This window comes from Streptococcus australis, from assembly GCF_047463015.1.
GTDB classification, from domain to species: domain Bacteria; phylum Bacillota; class Bacilli; order Lactobacillales; family Streptococcaceae; genus Streptococcus; species Streptococcus australis_F.
In genome coordinates, this window is the sequence record NZ_JASHER010000006.1 from 36680 (window position 1) to 58439 (window position 21760).

General features: G+C 45.4%; 13 protein-coding genes and 1 tRNA gene. 5 read left to right on the top strand and 9 right to left on the bottom strand.

The window, feature by feature from the left end:
* Nucleotides 1-49: 49 nt before the first annotated feature.
* A complete protein-coding gene (locus tag QM873_RS06715; protein WP_414279032.1) occupies nucleotides 50-6928 on the bottom strand; it encodes an Ig-like domain-containing protein in 6879 nt (2292 codons plus the stop codon).
* Nucleotides 6929-7315: 387 nt separating this feature from the next.
* On the opposite strand from QM873_RS06715, the gene QM873_RS06720 reads away from it, so the two are divergent.
* A complete protein-coding gene (locus QM873_RS06720) occupies nucleotides 7316-7786 on the top strand; it encodes a COG2426 family protein (RefSeq protein WP_048716691.1) in 471 nt (156 codons plus the stop codon).
* 129 nt (nucleotides 7787-7915) lie between these two features.
* On the opposite strand, the gene tsf is transcribed toward QM873_RS06720, so the two are convergent.
* Together tsf and rpsB are read right to left on the bottom strand one after the other, a co-directional pair.
* Entirely contained in the window at nucleotides 7916-8956 is a 1041-nt protein-coding gene (gene tsf, locus QM873_RS06725) for a translation elongation factor Ts (protein ID WP_023024647.1), read from the bottom strand.
* Between the two features lie 79 nt (nucleotides 8957-9035).
* Nucleotides 9036-9818, bottom strand: coding sequence for a 30S ribosomal protein S2 (gene rpsB, locus QM873_RS06730; RefSeq protein WP_414279033.1), 783 nt, complete (start codon nucleotides 9816-9818; stop codon nucleotides 9036-9038).
* A gap of 311 nt (nucleotides 9819-10129) precedes the next feature.
* On the opposite strand from rpsB, the gene QM873_RS06735 reads away from it, so the two are divergent.
* Together QM873_RS06735 and QM873_RS06740 are read left to right on the top strand one after the other, a co-directional pair.
* Nucleotides 10130-10200, top strand: a tRNA-Cys gene (locus QM873_RS06735).
* A 116-nt stretch (nucleotides 10201-10316) separates the two neighbouring features.
* Entirely contained in the window at nucleotides 10317-11039 is a 723-nt protein-coding gene (locus QM873_RS06740; RefSeq protein WP_243635763.1) for a hypothetical protein, read from the top strand.
* Nucleotides 11040-11458: 419 nt separating this feature from the next.
* On the opposite strand, the gene nusG is transcribed toward QM873_RS06740, so the two are convergent.
* From nusG to rpmG, 3 genes are all read right to left on the bottom strand, one after another.
* A complete protein-coding gene (nusG, locus tag QM873_RS06745; protein WP_006595435.1) occupies nucleotides 11459-11995 on the bottom strand; it encodes a transcription termination/antitermination protein NusG in 537 nt (178 codons plus the stop codon).
* 186 nt (nucleotides 11996-12181) lie between these two features.
* Complete coding sequence (secE, locus tag QM873_RS06750; RefSeq protein ID WP_023024653.1) at nucleotides 12182-12358, bottom strand: preprotein translocase subunit SecE; 177 nt, start codon at nucleotides 12356-12358, stop codon at nucleotides 12182-12184.
* A gap of 9 nt (nucleotides 12359-12367) precedes the next feature.
* The gene (rpmG, locus tag QM873_RS06755; RefSeq protein ID WP_006595433.1) at nucleotides 12368-12520 is read right to left on the bottom strand and encodes a 50S ribosomal protein L33; all 153 of its coding nucleotides are present in this window, start codon (nucleotides 12518-12520) and stop codon (nucleotides 12368-12370) included.
* Nucleotides 12521-12646: 126 nt separating this feature from the next.
* On the opposite strand from rpmG, the gene ypfJ reads away from it, so the two are divergent.
* Entirely contained in the window at nucleotides 12647-13567 is a 921-nt protein-coding gene (gene ypfJ, locus QM873_RS06760; protein WP_414279034.1) for a KPN_02809 family neutral zinc metallopeptidase, read from the top strand.
* Between the two features lie 307 nt (nucleotides 13568-13874).
* Here ypfJ and pbp2a read toward each other — a convergent pair whose 3' ends face one another.
* Nucleotides 13875-16106, bottom strand: coding sequence for a penicillin-binding protein PBP2A (gene pbp2a / locus QM873_RS06765; RefSeq protein ID WP_414279035.1), 2232 nt, complete (start codon nucleotides 16104-16106; stop codon nucleotides 13875-13877).
* Nucleotides 16107-16289: 183 nt separating this feature from the next.
* On the opposite strand from pbp2a, the gene QM873_RS06770 reads away from it, so the two are divergent.
* Nucleotides 16290-17165, top strand: coding sequence for an RluA family pseudouridine synthase (locus QM873_RS06770; protein ID WP_414279036.1), 876 nt, complete (start codon nucleotides 16290-16292; stop codon nucleotides 17163-17165).
* 355 nt (nucleotides 17166-17520) lie between these two features.
* Here the strand turns inward: QM873_RS06770 and QM873_RS06775 are convergent, their stop codons facing one another.
* On the bottom strand, nucleotides 17521-20733 hold the full coding sequence (locus tag QM873_RS06775; protein WP_414279037.1) for a pneumococcal-type histidine triad protein: 3213 nt from the start codon (nucleotides 20731-20733) through the stop codon (nucleotides 17521-17523).
* 8 nt (nucleotides 20734-20741) lie between these two features.
* Nucleotides 20742-21677 (bottom strand): metal ABC transporter solute-binding protein, Zn/Mn family, encoded by a 936-nt coding sequence (locus tag QM873_RS06780; RefSeq protein ID WP_414279038.1) that lies wholly within the window; start codon nucleotides 21675-21677, stop codon nucleotides 20742-20744.
* Between the last annotated feature and the right edge of the window lie 83 nt (nucleotides 21678-21760).

A 21760-nucleotide genomic window follows, 5' to 3' on the forward strand; every position in this document is an offset into this window, starting at 1 on the left:
TGTTACCTGTGATCTTTTCACCGTATGTTTGCTGGTTTATCCAGCTTTTTTACTTGGCCTTATCGGCTCTTTTTTTCTGATCATCCAGCACAGCACCGGCAAGACCTGCTGCTAAGAGACCTGCCACAAGGCTTGCGACGCTTTCTTCCGTTCCTGTATTTGGTAATCTACCTTCGGAAACTGAAGTTGCTGAAACTGCTGGCGTTTGAGCTGTTTTCTCGACTTCCTTCCCTGCTGCATCTGTCCCTTCCTGACGCACTGCTTTGACCTCAAGAGATGTTTGAGGAGTTGGGGTAGCTACTGGTCCTTCTGAGCCATGAGGATGTTCTGGGTTCGGAAGCGGTTGTGGCTCTGGCCGTGGTTGCGGCTCTGGCTGTGGCTGTGGTTGCGGCTCTGGCTGTGGTTGCGGTTGTGGCTCTGGTTGTGGCTGAGGTTCTGGCTGTGGCTCTGGTTGTGGAGTGTCTGGAAGTACTTCTTTCGTGCCCACCTCTGTGATTTCTGCCACTGGATCTAGCTCTACAAAGGCATCCAGTTTCTTCCGGCTTTCCACACCATTTTCTTGAGAAACTTCCACCAAGCGCAATTTGCGGCCTTTTTGACCTTCTTGAACCACACGTTTCTCTCCTTTTGGAAGTTCCGCATTTGGACGTTCTAAGCGTTCAAAGTCCATCTCTTCTGGCTCAATCACCAACTCTGGTTTGGTATGGACCAGATTCTTAACCCCTTCTTCAGGAATGGCTGAGCCTGTAGGTGCTTTTGCGGATAGAGAAAGTTGATATACTGTTTCTAGCTTGCCATCTTCTGAGACAACCTTGACAAGAACCGGAGCATTGGCACTTTTAGCATCGATGACCGTAACGGCTGTTCCATTCTTGCCTTGTGCTGAAACGATTGGACGTTCTCCCTCATACTCTAGATGATAATCTGTCACATCTGGTTTAAAACCTTCTAGGTCTTTGCCATTCACTTGGATCGTAACATCAGTTGTTGCCTGGGCCTCTTCTGTTGGGGCATAGGTGCTCAATTCAATGATTCCAATTCCTTTAAGATTTTCATCACGGACCATTCTTAAACGGATGGCTTTCGTTCTGGTTTCGTTGAAGCTGAGGTTAGAGATATAACCAGGCTCAAAGGCATAATCCAAGCTATACGGGATTTCTTCCCAGTTAGAGGCCTGGTTAAATGGATGATCTGGAAGATTCTTCAAATTGCCGTAATCATCTGGGACATCAAAGTCTGGACCAATATAGCGTTCAAGAACCGTTTTCGTTGGCAGACCTGTTTCCTGATCTGCAAAGAAGTCGACCGCTACTTTATTGACTAAGCGCTCTGTTACTTGACCATTTTTCTTGAAGATGAGACCAGCAAACACTTCTGTTTGATCTGGCTCTCTCTTCCAGTTGGTCCAACGGTAGTACTCGTTGTAGCCACCATCATTGATGTAATCGATATAGTCGATTTGATTTGGATCGAGATCGTTGGTTTCACTAGCAAATGCTCTGGTATCCTCTGCATTGTAGTCACGGTTCACAGAGAGGATTTCTCCTGTCTTTTCTGACACCCGAACGGTCAGCTGAGCTGTCAGATCATAGCCGAGGACTTTTCCTTCTAACGTGAAGCTGCCTTCATGAGAAAGTGCATCAGCTGGGATAGCCTGCCAGTCCACCGTCAGTTCCTTGCGTTCATAACCTGTGTCCCCTTTAAAGTAGACACCTACTGTAGATGGTAGAACTAGATCTTGACCGACTTTCACAAAACGTCTGCCTGCTTCTACTGCTACTGGAACAGCTTGTTTCAGTTTTTCTGCATCGCTTGTGAGATGGAGGCGGTATTCTTGTAAGATGGTGCCATCTTCCGCTTTGTGGATGACACGGATTGGCTCACCTTCATGGACGCTTGGCACAACCGTTGCAAGGCCGTGATGGCTAGCTGTGGCTTCCACTTGTGGATAAGCCCGATCACGCGCATCTATGTAGTAATCTGTCACACTTGGGTTGACCCCTGGCAAAACCTCACCATTGACACGAATGGTCACTTGGCTCTTTTCTTCTGCCGCAACCTTATTGGCAAATACCTGAATCTCTGAAATAGAGCTTCCACGTTTGCCTTCTGGTGTCTTCATTCGGATCCGAACCGCATAAGTGTCGACTTTATCAAAACTAAAATGATTCATCTTGCCAGCTGCTACCGGTTCTTGAACGGTGAGGTTGCTGACTTCTTTCCAGTTGGCTGGATTGTTAAATGGATGGTCTGTTTCGTCTTTGACGCGATTTGGATTGCTTGGAACAGTTGGGATTTGTTCCCCTGTATAGTACTCAATCACATATTCACTTGGAGCGCCAACGCCGTGGTCTTCGTGGAAACCAACATGGAGGTTGTCCACTGCTCGCTTGGTCAAGATACCAGAATCCCCAAACAAGATACCAACAGAATCTTCCGCATTGTCACGGCCCCAGTTGGTCCAACGGTTAGCTGGAACATCGGTAAAGGAGATGACCTTATCATTGACCTTAGCAACTGGATCCGCATCGTTAGAGTCACTTGCAAAGGCGAGTGGCAAGACTGATCCTGTCCATTGCTCAGCTACATTGGCTCCCTTGACTGTGGTGCTAGAAACACGAATATGAAGACGTGTTGGAAGGTTGGTTCCTTCTACACGGCCTGCTAGGACAACTTCTCCTTCTTGGGTCAAGAGTTGCGGATCGACCGCATCCCAGGCCACCTTGGCAGCATAGGTCTTGCCATTGGAGTGATAAGTCCGCACGCTTTCTGGAAGGGCTGGTTTTTCACCAACTGGCGTTGTCGTGCTGACTTCTTCTACAGCGATAATGCCTTCAACGGTGACTTGAGCTTGGGCTTCTTTTTCCACACCCTCTACATGACCTGTGACTGTAAAGCTATGATAATCCTTGACTTGATCCGCTGTCACGGCATCCCAGGTCACACGTTTTTCTTTCGGGAATCCCTTATCATACTCGACCAAGACGGTCTCCGGAAGAGCTGGCAAAACGTTTCGATCGGTGCTGATCCGTACAGGACGCACCTTGACAACCGTCTTTTCTTCTGGATTTGGCGTGATGGTAAAGGTTAATTCCCCTGTTTTTCCTTGGAAGTTGGCTTCTAAATGAACCAATCCTGCTTCTCGCAATTCCAAACCTTTATTGGTTGCGACTGCTTTTCCTTGACTTCCCGCTGCTGTTGCCACATCGATTTGATCTGCTTTGAGACTTGCCTGGCTACCATCTTGGTAATGAGCAATGACTTCAAGTGGTACTGTTTGGTCTTCCTTGAGTTCTTGCCCTTTTGGCAGACGCAATTCTAGGCGCTGGATCTGTGGACTTTCTTCTTGGAATTGGACCACATAGGTCTGTACAGCTCCCGTATCCTTAGCGGTAACATAGATTTGAGCCTTCAAACCATTTTCACGGCTAGCTTGTAGGACTGTCACTTGGGCATTTTCTGCACTTGCTGTGACTTGACCTGGCTCTTGCCCATAAGCGAGGGAACGGAAAATGGTATGGTTGCCACTACCAAATTTTGGAAGAGCTACTCCATCTCCATCTAGCTGAACCGTTGGTTTCTTAGCCTTGGCTACATCTCCTCCTGCAACCACTAGCGTCGCTTGGACCGTTTCCCCATTGCCTAGGAGACCTGTCGCCTTCAAGCGAGCACCTGGTGTGGATAACTGATCTTCTTGACCAGCTTCCAAGGTCCATTGATCAACTTCATAGCTAACTGTTCGGCCATCTGTAAAGACCAATTGCACAGTCTTATCCACTGTCGCTAGATCTGCTCCCTGCGGGATTTGTTTGATGACTGGAAGGACTTGCTCCACACCAATCACATCGACCAGAGCTTCGACCGTCCGTCCTTGAACATGACCTGTCACCCGGACTTGGCCAGCACGACTATAGTCTGCCGCATCCCATTCGACGGCTTCTTCTTGGGCCTTGCCATCACTATAAACAACAGATACGTGACTTGGAAGTTCAGGATTTTGTCCCAAGTACACTTGAGTTCGAACCGGTTCGACTCCCAAGACAGAGCGTTCTTCCTGGTCCTTCTTACCAGTAAAGAGGCTGACTTGGTCTGACTGCAAGCGGTCTGAGTCTGCATACAGGGTAAAGGCACCCGCCTGCTCAGTCGATTTGACAATGACAACCCCTTTGCCGTTGAAGGCCCGACGTTGCCATGAGCCATCTTCCTGCGCTTTGTAGCGTTCCCGGCTGGCTTGTTCCCCGTTGTCGACGCCGACAATTTGGCCTTGTCCATGCAAATGGAAATGCACCAAATTATTGGCAGTTGGAACGACACGACCTGCTTCATCGACGATTTCATAGGTAATATAGGTCAGATCCTTGCCGTCTGCTGCAATGGCGTGTTCTTCTTTCAGCAGGCGAACACCGGCTGGCTTCCCAGCTGTTTCGATTTGATCGCGGGCAATCACTTCGCCTGCTTCGTTGCGGGCAATAGCTTCCACCTTACCTGGCACATAAGGAACCAACCACTCTAGATAGAGTTCATCCGGATTTGCCCCTTCTTGGTAGGTCCGGCCATCTGCTGTGGTCTTCTTGGTAAAGGTCTTGACCCCTTGTGATTCCCCATTGACAATCAATTCCACACTGTGGGCATTAGAGAAGGAACGAACAGGGATCCGACCTTCTTCATCCATGACACGATTGGCCAATTCTGGATTTTCCCAGTTCCAATGCGGTAAGAGATGGACCATTGGATGTTTCTCAGCTGACAACCATTGACTTTGGTAGAGGTAAAAATCATTCTTCGGAAGACCGGCAGTATCGACAATACCGAAATAAGAACTTTTCACAGGTGTGTCATTTTGGTTGTGCCATGGTGTTGGCTCACCGATATAGTCGGTACCTGTCCAGATAAATTGCCCTGCATAGCCGGCATGATCGCGGTCAAAGGTCCAAGAGGCTGTCGCTGTCCGACCCCAACCAACCCGGTCATTGCCGTAGTCAGATTGTTCATAGTGGCGGTCTTCTTGGTTGCTTCCGACCCATTCTCTTTCAGGATGATAGTAAGAGCCCCGTGTCCGCGTTGCAGAAGAGGTTTCAGAACCATAAATGAGCCAGTTTGGGTGTTTAGCGCGTAGGCTTTCATAGTTGGCCTCTGAATAGTTAAATCCAACTGCATCGAGCTCTGCCGCTACCTTTTCATGCCCTCCTGATCCATCACCAAAGCGGAATTTATCAGCTCCCATGGTGACATAGCGGGTTGCATCCACTTCCTTGATGGTCTTGACCAGACGACGAACGGTTGCGACAGACTTATCAGATCCATCTGCTTCACCGACTTCGTTACCGATTGACCACATCACAATGGAAGGATTGTTCTTGCCTCGCTCTACCATGGTCCGAAGGTCATAGTCAGACCACTTATCCCCTTTACGAGCTTCTGGATGTGTTGCATCCTTTTCAAAGAATCGACCGTAATCGTATTGCTTTTTGCCACCATACCAGGTATCAAAGGCTTCTTCTTGGACCATCAAGCCCAACTCGGCCGCAATTTGCAGGGTTTGTTCACTCGCTGGGTTGTGGGTCGTCCGGATGGCATTGACCCCCATGTCCTTCATCTGTTTGAGACGGCGGTATTCAGCCTTGTAATTTTCCTCAGCTCCGAGGGCTCCATGGTCATGGTGAAGGGAAACACCATGGAATTTCGTAGCCGCTCCGTTAAGGAAGAAGCCACCTTCTGGTGTCCAGTTGAGATAGCGATAACCAAAGCGTTCCTTTTGCACATCGACCAATTGCGAATCCCGATAGACCCGTGTATACAGAGTATAAAGGGCTGGGTTATTGGTTTTGACATCCCAGAGGGTCGGTTTTTCAACATGAAGAGTATGAGACAGGTTGATCTCTTGACCAGCCAAAACGGATTGCACTTCACTGCGCACCTTTTCACTGACCACTTGACCATTTTGATCGACGATTTCGTATTCCGCATACACACTGTGGGCTTGATCATCTTGGTTGACAATACGACTCTTCACAAGAGTATCGACTGCCCCATTCTGTTGTTCTTCTAATTTTGGACTCGTGATGGTGGTCCCATACTTAGCTACATGGACCTTATCCGTCACACTGAGTTTGACATCACGATAAATCCCACTTCCAGAATACCAACGACTACTTGGCTGTTGGTTGACCACATGAACCGCGATGGTGTTTTCACTTCCATCCGCATTCAAATAAGGAGTAATATCATAAGAAAAGGCATTGTAGCCATTTGGATAATGACCCACAAATTGTCCGTTTACATAGACTTTGGAATCCATGTAAACTCCACCAAATTCCAAACGCACCTTCTTATCGAGGTCCTTGTCTTCCAAACGGAAGGTCTTGCGATACCAAGCATCCCCTCCATTTAATTGCCCCCCTTCATTTTGAGCAGGAGAGTTGTGATCGAAATCAAAGAAAATAGACCAGTCATGAGGAAGATCTAATTTTTTCCAATCCTTGACATCCACTTGACGCCCTTCTGCACCAGGAGCTGCGTTTAACTTGAAATACCAGTCCTTGTTAAAGTCTCGTTCGCGATCTTGCACCATGTCCTCCGCTACTTGTTTTTGATCCTTGGTAGCCTCTTCAGTAGCCCCAGCAGAACGTTCACTTGTTTGAGGTTCCCCCTGTGGCTTTTCGATTTCGCTCTCATTTCTTTCAGGGGTAATCACAGCAGGTGCCTCTAAGGTTGTTGAAGCTTTATCACTTGTCCCAACTTCTCCATTCGTCACCTCTGACGCTTCCCTTGTGGCTGTCATCTCCTCTTCTGTTACAGCTCTTCCTTCTTCTTCAGCTAAGACAGATGGAGCTCCAAAAAAAGATACACCGATTAATACAGAACAAGCTCCAACCGCGAGCTTGCGAATACTAAATACACTGCGCTTTTCAAAAAAAGACTTTCCCATATTTAACCTCCTCTTGGGATTTTTAACAATGTAAGCGCTTTCTAAAATGCGTTTGCAAAAAAAGAAACTCTACATTTTAACTATACCAAAAGTTGAGGCTTAAACAAGAGAGCTAGCTAAGAATATATAGTTTGTACTAAAAGAACTATACTTTGTCGAACTGATTTTTATTAGCAAAAATAGCCTTGTCTGGAGAATTAATCTATAATAACACTTCTTTCATATACGAGAACTTGAGAAAGAAATCGTGAGGATGATCCCAATTTAATACAAAGGATTCGAGCTCCCTCTATTCACATGCCTTCAAAAGGAATTCTCCTGTTTGAAACAGTTGTCATTCCAGCGGAGATAAGGTAGAATGAAAAGGATGAATTGAAAGGATGACACATGAACTACATTATTACTTTTTTGATCTCCATGATTCCTCTGGTAGAACTTCGTGGAGCTGTTCCCTACGCCATCTCTAGCGGAATTCCTCTTTGGCAAGCCCTCCTGATTGGGGTCGTTGGCAACATGCTTCCTGTCCCTATTATTTTCTTTTTCGCTCGCCATATCCTGGAGTGGGGGAAAGAAAAGCCTGTTATAGGGAATTTCTTTACCTGGTGTCTCAACAAGGGACATCGTGGAGGACAAAAACTAGAAGAAGCTGCAGGGGATAAGGGAATCTTTTGGGCCCTACTCCTATTCGTCGGTATTCCCTTACCAGGAACTGGAGCCTGGACTGGAACCCTCGCCGCCTCTATTCTAGACTGGGACTTCAAACGGAGCGTCCTTGCTGTTATGCTGGGAGTTGTCCTAGCAGGTCTCATCATGGGATTTCTCTCGCTCCTCTTTGGACTGGATACCTTTGCGCATTAATCACTAAAAGGACTGAAACATCTGTTTCAGTCCTCTTAGTATGTAGACAACCTATTTTTTACATAAAATAGCTAGATCACTTTATCTTACAAAAAAGAGGTTTCCAGCGAAACCTCTTATTTTTTATTCTTAGTTGTTAAGAGCTGCTGCCATTGTAGCTGCAACTTCTGCTTCAAAGTCATTTGAAGCTTTTTCAATACCTTCACCAACTTCAAAGCGAACAAATTCAACAACTGAAGCATTTACTGATTCAAGGTAAGCTTCTACTGTCTTGCTGTCGTCCATGATGTAGACTTGTGCAAGAAGAGTGTATGCTTGGTCAACTTTTGTGTTGTCCAAGAAGAAGCGATCCATTTTACCTGGGATGATTTTATCCCAGATTTTTTCTGGTTTACCTTCAGCTGCCAATTCAGCTTTGATGTCTTCTTCAGCTTGAGCGACAACTTCGTCAGTCAATTGAGCTTTAGATCCATACTTCAAGTGTGGAAGAGCTGGTTTACCAACCATTGCACGGCTTTCGTTGTCTTGGTCGATCACGTGGTTCAATTGTGCCAACTCATCTTTCACGAATTGCTCATCCAATTCTTTGTATGAAAGAACAGTTGGTTTCATTGCAGCGATGTGCATTGAAATTTGTTTAGCAAGGGCTTCGTCTCCACCTTCGATAACAGAGATAACACCAATACGTCCACCGTTGTGTTGGTAAGCACCAAAGTGTTGTGCATCTGTTTTTTCAAGCAAAGCAAAACGACGGAATGAGATTTTTTCTCCGATTGTAGCAGTTGCAGATACGTATGCTGCTTCAAGAGTTTCACCTGAAGGCATTGTCAAAGCAAGAGCTTCTTCGTTGTTAGCTGGTTTACCTTCAGCGATTACTTTCGCTGTTGCGTTAACCAATTCAACGAATTGAGCGTTTTTCGCAACGAAGTCAGTTTCAGCATTTACTTCAACTACTGCTGCAACGTTACCGTTCACATAAACACCAGTCAAACCTTCAGCGGCAACACGGTCAGCTTTTTTAGCTGCTTTAGCCATACCTTTTTCGCGAAGCAATTCGATCGCTTTTTCGATATCACCTTCAACTTCAACCAATGCTTTTTTAGCGTCCATGACACCAGCACCAGATTTTTCACGCAACTCTTTAACAAGTTTAGCTGTAATTTCTGCCATTTTGTTTCTCCTATATTTTTTTAAAAATAGGAGAGCCGGGCTAAGCCCCGCCCTCCTAGGTAATTACTATTTATACGAATTAAGCGTTGTCGCCTTCAACAACTTCAACGATTTCTTCGATTGAATCTGCTTGAGTTTCAGTTGCTGCCAATTCAGCTTCAACTGATGCAACTGCATCTTCACCTTGACGTCCTTCGATAACAGCATCAGCCATTTTCGCAGTGATCAATTTAACAGCGCGGATAGCATCATCGTTAGCTGGGATGATTACATCGATATCGTCTGGGTCAGTGTTTGTGTCGACCATCGCTACAACTGGGATACCCAATTTCTTAGCTTCTTTAACAGCGATTTGCTCTTTGTGTGGGTCAACAACGTACATTACGTCTGGGATACGAGGCATATCTTCGATACCACCCAAGAATTTTTCAAGACGAGCGCGTTGTTTGTTAAGAAGTGCAACTTCCTTCTTAGGAAGAACGTCGAAGATCCCTTCTTCTTCCATGCGTTTGATTTCTTTCAAACGAGCGATACGTTTTTGGATTGTTCCCCAGTTAGTAAGGGTACCACCCAACCAACGGTGGTTGATGAAGTATTGACCTGAACGAACAGCTTCTTCAGCAACAGCTTCAGCAGCTTGTTTCTTAGTACCAACAAACAATACAACTGCGTCGTTTGCAGCAGCTTCACGCATGAAGTCATATGCTTGGTCAGCGTATTTTACAGTTTGTTGCAAGTCGATAACGTGGATTCCGTTACGCTCAGTGAAGATGTACTTAGCCATCTTAGGGTTCCAGCGACGAGTTTGGTGACCGAAGTGTACACCAGCCTCAAGAAGTTGTTTCATTGAAATTACTGCCATGAGTAAATTCTCCTTTTTGTTTTTTTCTCCTCTCCCAGACGTCAGCTTGCAACACGACCACAAGGGCAACGGTGCCACAATGGTTCCGGGATGAGTATTTATTGCCTTACGCAACTTTATAAGTATAGCAGATTTAGAAGCTTTTTGCAAGTCATTTGAGAGAAATTCCTAGACTTTCCTGCTTTTCTTCAGAGTCTCCCTCCTTCCTTTATTTTTTCTGCAAAATTCTCATTCTTTCCCTTTCACAGACCTTTTGTCTGAAATTTTTTCTTGACCTTATCTGATTTTTAAGATAAAATAGAATATGTTGTGGCGGTATAGCCAAGTGGTAAGGCACGGCTCTGCAAAAGCTTGATCGTCGGTTCAAATCCGTCTACCGCCTTCACAAACAAATATCAATGAGCCCAGCAATGGGCTTTTTTGATACATCAGCTTGATTGAATCTCACTTTCGCTGCTTTGTCAGTGATCGTGTTTTCCAATTATGAAAGGAAAAGATATGATGAAAAAAGTGACCTTATCTGCTCTCAGCATCCTCTCTTTGGCCATGCTCGCCGCTTGCCAACCAGCACAAAAAGAGACTCAACAAAGAAAACCTCTTGTAAGTAGCTCTAAAAAAACCTCTAAAAGCTCTAAGAGTTCTAGAAGTTCATACTCTAAAAAGTCATCTAGCAAAAAGGATTTTTCATCAGGTTTCGATGACGATCATTCTTCTAGCTCTTCAGACTCTAACACGCGCGAGGATCCTAACTATACAATGAGTTTGATGGACCAAGGAGAATCACTGGAAGCTATCGGGGATATCCCTGAAATGCCAAAATGGGCTGCCTTCAAAGAAATTAAAGTGGAAATCCTTGTTGGAAATGAAGCCCTTGCTCCTACTTCAAAAGAAGAAGCCATCAGCAAGTTAGGTCCTACTGATTCCACTTCTGGCAATGGTGCTTACTGGCATGGAGATGGCAGTGCTATCTTGATTGATTTTAATGAAAAAGGTCAAGCCACTAACAAAATTGCAACCTTGCCTAACTCTAAAAAGGTTACGAATCTCAAGGATATTCAACCTGGAATGACAGCTAAAGAAGTCATTGAAAAACACGGCCGTCCAGAAACTGTTTTCGTCTTTGGCTACGCGACGATTTTTACTTGGAAAGGTGAAGACGGAAAGGACTACTCTGTCGGTTTTGACAAAGAAACAGTCTTCCAAGTCTCTGAACCTGCATAAAAATCCCTTTTTCGGGATTCTTTTCTAATCCTATTCAAGCGCTTAGCTGCTTTTCTCACCGATGGGATAGAAGTCCTTTTCATAACACACAAACCCTCCAAGACCAACGTCTTGGAGGGTTTCTTTGAATAAGAGGCTGGGACAAAAGTCCTAGCCTCTTAATTGTTTTTTGATTGTCTAGCAAGACGCAGTGGTTGAGTGCTCAAAGCACTGCTTTGAGGTGGTGGATAGAACTTGCGAAGCAAGTATCCTAAGTCTTTGTTCGCTTTTAAGCTCCAAATATGACCTAATGAGGGAAACAAAGTTTCCTTTATCTGCAACCTTCAACAGTCTCCCAGACTGTTGAAGCTGTGCGGAGGTGGGACGACGAAATCGAATTCTAACGAATGACCGATTTCTGTCCCACTCTCTTTCATCCATTACAATTCTGCAATTTGATTGAGGTTGACTTCTGCCACAGTGTCATTTCCAAACATGGTGATAATCATTTTCACCTTGTTGTTATCGATTTCTGTGATCTTACCAGTGTAATCTGCAAAAGCTCCATCGATGATGCGTACAGTATCTCCTACCTTCACATCAATGTTGAAATCTTGAACGGTTTGTCCCATTGAGATCAAGATGTTACGGATTTCATCTTCCAAAAGGGGAGTTGGTTTTGAACGGTTCCCGTGTGATCCAACAAATCCAGTTACGTTTGGTGTATTCCGAACGACAAACCAAGCTTCATCCGTCATGACCATTTCTACCAAGACATAACCAGGGAAACGATTTTCTTCGATTTCTTTTGTTTTCCCGTTCTTCTCAATTTGCACAGTTTGAGTAGGGATTTCTACACGCAAGATGTTTTCCAACATGTTATATGTTTGTGCGCGTTGAAGAAGGTTTTCCTTCACTTTGTTTTCATATCCTGAGTAGGTCTGTAGGACAAACCAGCCTTTGTCAAAACTATCCATTTTTATTTCCTTTCTTATCTACCAGAAGGGGTTCGTTTCATCACGATACTAAAAAAAGCCTTCTGGCTCTTGTTTTCCTAGCTCCATTATAACATAAAACCGGAGAAATCAAAGAAGTTTCTCTTGTTTTTCTTTAGCAAGACAAGAAAAAAAGCATCCACATGGGACGCAGATTTGTTTCTTTTTTTAGAACATATCGATGATCTTCAAAATACCTTTAGCCACTACTTGGTCAAACAAATAAATCAAAGCTACAAAAAAAGCGGTGTACTCAATTACTGAGATAAAATTTTTCCATCTTTCCTTGCGATTTGGCCAAGTCGTGTTTTTCAGCAAGACAAAAATATCTTTAAAAAATTTCACAACATTCTCCTATCTGGTTTCTTTATGAATTGTATATTTGCTACAATGTTTACAAAACTTGTTAACTTCTAGACGTTTGGGTTTTGGCGTCGCACTCAACTTGATTGAGTAGTTGCGTGACCCACAAACCGTACACGCTAGACTTGCTTTTTTTAATGCCATAACGCCTCCATTCACACCATTATAGCAAGTTTTCCACTATTTGACAAGTTCTTCTGCTCTTTGGGAGCGCATTTTGTTTGGCTTTTCTCTACGATTTGGTACAATATAGAGGATAAAGGAGAAATTATGAAAAGCGATCATCTGAAAGAAAGTAAAAACATTGAAGACCGTCGCGGGCAAAATGGTGGAAGCTACTCATCTAGCCGCTCTGGTGGGAATTTAGGGGGTGGTATTTTACAAATCCTCCTCTCACCTGGAAGCTTCAAGAGCAAACTAATCTTGATCCTGGTCCTCATCTTTTTGAGTGGCGGAGCTGGATTGAGCGGGCTCTTTGACCAGGGCCAAACCACGCAGAACTATAACTCAGGACAAGTCACTCGCCAAGGCAATACCCAGGTGAGTGACGGAGATAGCAAATTCGTCAGTCAAGTCCTTGGAACTACTGAGGATTTCTGGGGGCAAACCTTCCAAAAAGAAGGCCGAACCTATCACAAGCCAACCTTGGTTTTCTATACGGGTCAAACTCGAACTGGCTGTGGTGTAGGCCAAGCATCTGCCGGCCCCTTCTACTGTCCGACAGACCAAAAGATCTATTTGGATATCAGCTTTTATAAAGAGCTAACCACCAAATACAAGGCTAGCGGCGATTTTGCTATGGCTTATGTCATCGCTCACGAAGTCGGCCACCACATCCAAAACGAATTGGGGACTCTTCAAAGTTACCAGCGAGCCATCCGAGGGAAAAGTGAGACAGAAAAAAATGCCTTAAATGTCCGTTTGGAACTTCAAGCTGACTATTATGCGGGTATGTGGGCTCGCTACATTGAAGAGCAAGGCCTCATGGAGGCGGGAGATATCGAAGAAGCGCTCAATGCTGCCCACGCCGTGGGAGATGACACCCTTCAAGAACAAGCCTATGGCTACTCCGTTCCTGATAGCTTCACCCACGGGACTTCTGAACAACGTATGCGCTGGTTCAAACGTGGTTACCAATACGGTGACTTTGAACACGGAGATACCTTCAGCGTCTCCGACGAAGACTTGTAATGAAACTAAAAACAAAAGCCTTTCAGATCATCATCTGAAGGCTTTTTTGTTACCCTATCGACAGCTGTCTGAGCATCGAAAAGTATTGAAAAAAATTCTTTGCATTCAACATCTTCTCAGAAACTTTCCGCCGTGAGAAAAGTGCTTGAAACATTACGTTTCAAGCACTCGGAATTATTGAGACCTTAGGCTCAATAATTAGTCATGGAACTTCTTCGAAGTTCGCTGACGTCCGTACTCACCTAAGGAAAGTTTCTAAGAAGACTGTGAATGGCAAGGAACCTTACCATCTTTTAAGCATCTATTTTTAGAATCCAAACCAACCTTTGAAAGTATCCCAGGCATTTTGTGCTTTTCCAGGAATATCTGCTTCATCGATGGCTTTCTTGGCATCGTCTACGATACCTGCAGCGCGTTCTTTGACTGTATCAAAGAAGCCCTTGTCCTCTTCTGGACTCTCAGTTTCTGTTTCTTGACCGACAGGGGCAATGCCATTTTCCTGGTAAGAATTTTCCTCATTATCAAAGCTGGTTCCTTCTGTATAAGGTAGGACGCTATTGGCTACATTTCGGAAGATTACTGAGGCTGTCTCTGCACTGGTCCCTGTCAAATAGTGGGTTTCATCCGTCTTAGGAAAACCTAGCCACTGACTAATGACCACATCTGGCGTGTAGCCGATGACCCACTGGTCTCCGGAAAGATCGGGGTTGAAGTCCGTTTCAGTCGTTCCTGTTTTACCAGCCATGGTATAACCATACGGTGCTGCGTTGACACCCGTTCCGTTGGTAAAGGTTCCCAACATCATATTGGTCATCTTCTTATTGGCTGAGCTGCTGAGCACTCGTTTTGATTTCTGACTGTGACTTTTCACCACCTGACCGCTAGCATTTTCAATCTTGGTAATGAGATGGGCATCGTTCATCACTCCGTCATTGGCAAAGGTTCCATAAGCCTGAGCCATCTGAAGAGGGTTGGTCGTCACGCCTGATCCCAGGGCTACTCCGAGAGATTTATCCACATTGTCCATATTGAGGCCAAATTTTTTCCCATAATCAAAGACAGTATTGAGCCCTAACTCATTGGCTGTCGCTACAGCTGGAAGGTTGAGAGATTCTGCCAAGGCTTGGTACATAGGTACGGTCGGGCTACCTTGAATGCCGCCGTAGTTATCGACTGTATAACTGCCGTAGACCTTGGTCGTATTGTCCAATTCTTTGTTGGTTGACCAGCCGTTGGCAACAGCTGGACTATACACGACGAGAGGTTTAATGGTAGAACCAGGACTTCTAGCAGATTGAGTCGCATAGTTATAGCTTCGGAAGCCAGCATCTTGGTCACTAGCCACGCGCCCGACAATTGCCCGCACTCCTCCAGTCTTAGGATCCAGAGCTACACTACCAGATTCTGCCCGCGTGCCATCTTCAGCAACAGGGAAGAGATCCACATTGTCGTAGATGACCTGCATGCTGGCTTGGTAATTCTGGTCCATCTCTGTATAGATCCGGTACCCATTCTTGATGATATCTTCTTCTGTTAGGCCATATTCGTTGACAGCCTCGTTGATAACCGCATCGAAATAGGACGGGTAGCGATAATCTTCTGACTTGCCTTCATAGGCATCCACCAGTTGGCCATGAATATCAACTGCAGCGGATTGATCTGCTGTCGCTTGATCGATATAGCCAGCTGCGACCATATTTTGTAGGACCGTATTGCGACGATTGGTTGCATTCTCGACCGAATAAAGGGGATTATAAATTTCTGGCCCCTTGAGCATACCGGCAAGGACAGCCGACTGATCCAGAGTCAACTCACTAGCAGATACACCGAAATACTTCTTAGAAGCATCTTCAATCCCCCAAACCCCATTGCCAAAATAGGCATTGTTGAGGTACATGGTCAGGATTTCTTTCTTACTATACTTTTTGTTAATCTCGAGGGCTAGGAAGAACTCCTTAGCCTTCCGCTCAACCGTCTGGTCCTGAGAAAGATAGGCATTTTTGGCCAACTGTTGGGTGATCGTCGATCCCCCACCTGAGCGACCGGCAGTCAATATCGCCAGGAAGAAACGCCCATAGTTAATCCCACTATTTTTGTAGAAACTCCGGTCTTCCGTCGCAACAACCGCATTTTGTAAGTTTTCGCTAATGGCATCTAACTCAACGTAAGTCCCTTTTTGTCCTGTTAGGCTACCTGCTTGGTTCCCATCTTTATCATAGATGATCGTGGTTGCCTTGAGGGCATTTTGCAAATCTGCTACATTGGTCGTCTTGGCTATGTAGAAAAGATAACCTCCGACGACGAGACTAAAGGTCAGGCCAATCAGTAAGAAGATCTTGGTCAAGTGATACTTGCGCCAAAAGCGTCTGATCGGATGTTGGGAGTGAGATTTTCTCCGTGACTTGTCCAAGCGGCTATAGGTTGGAGCTTGCTCCTCCCCGTCTGTTGATAACTCAACCTCTTCCGCAATTTTCGTTGGTTTTTTTTCTCTTTGGAAATGACGAATCATTCCCTCCATTAATTCTTTTAATTTGTTCATAGTCCCTATTTTATCACCTTCCTAACGTCTAGACAAGAAAGACCTTCGCAAGAAAGGATGCTTTTAGCTTTCTTTAAGGTTGCCATCTAGTCCACACTAGAGCGGGTTTCAGCGTCTTGTTCCTCCCTCCCTCTTCCTCCTTCTCGCCTTTTCTTTCCTCTTGCTTTCTGATACAATAACACTATGCACTATACAATTACGATACCAAGCGCCTTGCCCGCCATGACGGTTAAAGAGGCCCTTGAAGATTATTTTCTCATCCCACGAAAGATTCGTCATTTTTTGCGAACTAAAAAACATGTTCAAGTCAATGGGGAGACTGTCCATTGGCAATCCATGCTTAAGGCTGGTGACCAACTGACCCTCACCTTTGATCCGGAAGATTATGAAGAAAAGGATCTCCTAGCAGGAGATGCTAGCCTGGTCCAAGCCCTCTATGAAGATGAGCACCTCATCATCGTGAACAAACCGGAAGGCATGAAAACGCACGCCAATCAACCAGATGAAATCGCCCTCCTCAATCACGTCTCCACTTATGTCGGGAAGACCTGTTATGTAGTCCATCGCTTAGACAAGGAGACTAGCGGAGCTCTTGTCTTTGCCAAGAATCCCTTTGTTTTACCCGTCCTGAATCGGCTGTTGGAAGACAAGAAAATCCAACGAGACTATTGGGCCTTAATCCTAGGCAACTTACCCAAAAAGCAGCTGGTTTATAAGGACAAATTGGGCCGGGATCGCCACGATCGACGCAAACGCATTGTTGATCCTCGAAAGGGCCTCTATGCGGAAACCCATGTGACCAGCTTAAAGACTTTCAAACGCACCAGCTTGGTCAACTGCCAGCTCCAGACAGGTCGCACTCACCAGATCCGCGTCCACCTCTCTCACCACGGCCATCCGATCGTGGGAGATCCTCTCTACAACCCCGAAAGAGCTCCTCGCCTCATGCTCCATGCCCATCGCTTACGACTCACTCACCCCTTCACTTTAGAGAAAATTCAAGTCGAGGCCCCTTCTCCAAGTTTTGAGAAAGGCTTAAAAGAGCAGACTTCTCCATAGAGCCAAATTCCTGATGTTTCTAATCTAGTGGACTAGAAAAAGCTTTCCGTTTGAAGACAAAGTCATTTTTGAAAATTTCCTACATGACTAAAAAAAGTCATTTTTGAAAATCATCTAGCTATTTTATGTAAAAAGTAAGATTATCTACATCTAAAAGAGGCTGGGACAAAAGTCCTAGCCTCTCAATTGTCTTTGGATTATCGATTAAGACGCAGTGGTTGAGTGGGCTCTACTGCGCTGATTTCATCAGCTTTTACAACCCTACTCAACTGTGCGGAGGTGGGACGACGAAATCGAATTCTAACGAATTACCGATTTCTGTCCCACTCTCTTTTCTGTTATTTCTACATAGGTCCTAGTCCGTCGTTTCTTCACTTGCGGCTGGGCTGACTTCTGTGTTTTCTGACTCTGGAGATGGAGTCTGAGCAGGATCTGAAGTTTCTTCCTTATTCAGATTAGAATCGCTCGTGGCAGGACTTTGAGGGGCTGGGTCTGCTTCCACTGTCACTGCTGTCGATGGAGCCGCTAGCAAATCATTTCTAAGGGCTTGGATCGCCTGTAACAAGGCTTTCTTGTCGCTCTTTGGATCAGCTAGTTGATCAAAGAGGGCTTCTAAGCGTTCAAACTGAGCATCACTGGCTCCTTTTTCGACCAATTGTTGGTGGAGAGCGATCAACTGGTTATAAATCTCTTGATAGAGGGCTACGTCGCCAAGTTGAGGTTCTTCTGTTTTCTTTTGCTTTTGTTGTTCAATCGTTTCACCAACTTCACGCAAAAGAGTTTTCCCAGTTGTCAAAGCCTTATCAGCATCTGGCTCTTGGCGCACCTGTTCCAAACGTTCTTCAAAAGCAGGACGTTTGCTTTCTTCTACTTGTGGCAAAAGAGAAGAGATTTGATCGATAAGGGCTGTCAGGAGATTAGAGCGTTGACGAGACTCTGTCTTTTCATCCAGGTCGCCATAGACCCCCTTGAGGAAGTCGTAAACAGCTAGGTTATAGGACGGAGCATCTGCTCCCTTTTGATCCAGAACTGTTTTTTCAATTGGATAGGTTGGAGCATTTTCCTGAGATACTAGTTGGTCAATGGCTTGCTTGGCTTGGTAGAGTTCCATGAAATGGGCTTTTGAGTCCCAAGCTTCTTCAAAGGCCTGAGCCCGGTAAAGCTTCAAAGCAAGGTCTGCTGCTGTCGCCCGCAATTCTGGTGTCAAGCGCGCATCACTTAAACTTTGGTAGAAATACTTGAGGTAGTCCACCGAAGTCACACCGGTCCGATCTTGCATCTCTTGAATGGCCTGCAACAATTTTCCTTCTTGCTCCAATCGTTGGCTATCTTTGGCCGTATAGGCTTCCTGCAACTGAGAAACCAGGCTTTCTTTCTTGAGTTGGAAGGCTTCGGTATCTAGCAAGCGAACCTGCTCCAACAATTCCTGGTAGCGACGGTCCAAGGCCGTTTCTTCTTTCGGTTTGACTTCCTGGGTCGCGTGGATATATTCCTTGTCAACTTGGTCAAGACTAGCCAAGTAGCCTGCTGTTGAATTGCTTGGGAAATTTTTAACAGTTTCTAAGAATTGACCCAAGTTCAGCTCAATCCGTCTTTGTTGCAGAGGGTCTGAAGCGTACAAAGTCCGACTTTCTGCTAGGAGTTGGTTGACCTTGTCCTCTATAGCTTTCTGGTCCAAGTCACCTTTCTGGTAAGCTGCTTGGATGGTCGGTAGACGGTGAGCTAAGTAGTCCGCCAGGCCTGCAGAGCGCACCTTGATATAGTGGTTATGGTCTCCATGCGGAATGACAAACTGACCATTCTCGATTTGCATCGTATATGGCGAAATACCGGAGCGAAGCGCTGTTGCATAGAGCTCGTTGATAAAGTCTAGCTCAGGATTCCCTGTTTCAAGCGGAATCCGAACATGCTCCTTCCGTACTGCATAAGGGTGGATATGGGTTGGATCATATTCTTGGTCTGGATTGTTAAAGACAAAGAAACCGTTTGAAATCTTGATAGCTTCCCGAGGGACGCCGTAAGTCTGGCTAATGTACTGAATTTTTTCTTCATCCGAAGCATCGCGCGAATAGGTCGCCACATCATCTGTCAGTGGTTGACCCTTGTCCTCTTCCTTCTTACCAGCCAACACTGCCTCTGCAGCTGCGATCTCTTGTGGAGAGAGATCCTTCTTGTAGAAGTAATGAGCATGGTCTCCGTGAGCGACCATATAGCCCTCGTCATCCTTGCTGATGACATGATCTGCATGGAATCCATGATCGTGCTCATGGGCCTGTTCGCCTTCATGATGATGATTATGATCGGCTTCATGGTCCTCATGGTCATGCTTGTGATGAGGATCCTCCTTCTCATGGTCGTGGTCCTGATCGACTGGTTTTGTATCTGGGCTTGAAGGTTGTGTTGGACTCTCTTCTTTTGCGATACTTCCACCTTGTGTACGGGACAGTTGGAACTGTCGTGCCAACTCCCGCTCTAAAGGCGAAAGGAGACTATAAGGGATGAAATGGAAGTGATCCCCATGAGGATAAACTACCCCTTGATCAGTCCATTTGGTGATCTTACTTGGATCAAAAACAGAACCATCCGACTCAACATGGCGCTCTGAAAGCGGAGTTTTTTGCAACTCTTCCAAAAGGCTCGGCAAGGTTCCCCCCTTATTAGTTGCTGTTGGATGAGGCACAGAAGCTGTAATCGTTGGAGTGACCGGGTCTGAGATTGGCTGATTCGGATTAACCGATGAAGCTAGCTGGCTAGAAGGTGGAGCAATAGGATTTACTTCATTTTTTCCTCCTCCATTTAAAACCGCTAAGGCAGCATATAATTCTCCAGCTGATAAGGCACTCTTCGGAATATAGTGGTAGTGTCCCCCATGAGGCACGATAAAGCCATCTCCTGTATCAGAAATTACATCCCCAGGATGGAAGACATAGCCGTCATCTGTCCGGTAGCCACCTTGGCTAGGCTTGACTCCTGCTGTTAGACTGGCTACTGTTTTCCCTTCTCGTAAAGCCTGACTTGGCTGACTAAAATCACGAGTTTGCCCAGCTTTTTGGACACTATCTTTCGAAGCTGAAACCAGCTCTCCTTTTTTCTGTTGGGCAATTTCCTCCACTGAACGAACATTCAGTGTATGTTGCGGATCGGTTAGATAAAGGTAGTAGGTCCCATCCTTCTTGATAATATAGCCATCTCGCACCTGTGTGACAATATCCGATTGCTGCAGTTGGTAAGTGGGATCACGTAATATCAGTTCCTCACTAAATATCGCATCGTAAGGGACCTTGCCATTGTAGTAATGGAAATGATCTCCATGGGAAGTCACAAAGCCCTCGTCAGTAATCTTGACCACAATCTGCTCTGCCTGGGTCTTTTCCTTCGAGTTGACGGTTTCAATGCTTTCTTCCTGCTTGTTTGAGCTACTAGCTGACTTTTTCTTGTCTCCTTGTAAATACTGCACCTGGTTCTGATTCTTTTTGCCTTCCTTGACTGGTGCTTGCTGACTTAAAGCGTAGGCACATAAACCCAGACCTAGGGTTGCTACTAATCCGATTGTTCCTTTTTTCTTCATTCTTCTACTTACTCCTGTAATTCTTTGGCTAGGCTAGCCATATTTTCTTCTAGGTTCTCCAAGAAATCTTTGTTATTTTCTGGATCTGCTTCGAGAGGATCCAAAACCTTCACTTTTGCCCCTGTCGCCTTGGCAATGCTATCAGCCACCTTGGAAGAGGTATGCTTCTCAACAAAGATAGTCTGAACTTGATAGTCCTTGACAAACTGCTGAATCTCAGCCAATTGACGGGCTGTTGGTTCCTGCTCAGGCGAGATTCCTGCAATTCCTAATTGTTTCAAACCAAAGCGCTTGGCTAAATAAGAAAAGGCTGTATGCTGAGTCACAAAGGTTTTTTGTGTCGCTTTTTCAAAGAGAGGTTGGTATTTGTCCACCAAAGCCTCACAGCGTTTTGCAAGCTTTTGGGCATTAGCCTCATAATAACTTCTATTTTCTGGATCGATGTCTCCCAACTCTTTGGCGATGATCTTCCCTTCTTCGGCGATTTTCAGTGGATCCATCCAGGTATGAGGGTCATACAAGTGTTTTGCATCCTTCCCTTCCGTATCCTCAATATCTTCTAAGCCAGCGACCTTATCCAATTCCATTCCCTTGCTGGCTTCGATGACCCGCAGTTTCGAGTCTTGCAAGCTAGGATCTAGACGTCCAGCCCAAGATTCGAGTGTTTGAGAATGGTAGACGAAGACATCCGCATCATAGATCTGGGCTGTCTCCTTGGCCGAAGGTTCGTAATCATGAATCCCAGCACCTGACTGAACCATCCATACTTCGTTTCGATCGCCTGAAATTTCCTTCACCAGGGAATAGACAGGGTAAAAACTCGTCACAATTTTAAGCCCCTTTTTAGTAGAGCCAGCTCCCGAACTCCTCTGGCTCCCACAAGCCACTAGCAACAAAAGGCAGATGAATCCTATTCCTAAGGCCCTTAGTTTCCTCCCAAACATGTATAAATCCTTTCTTTTTTCTTAATCGGTTTATTAAACAGTTAATTAACTAGTTAATGATAACGTTAATTTTTTAGTTTGTC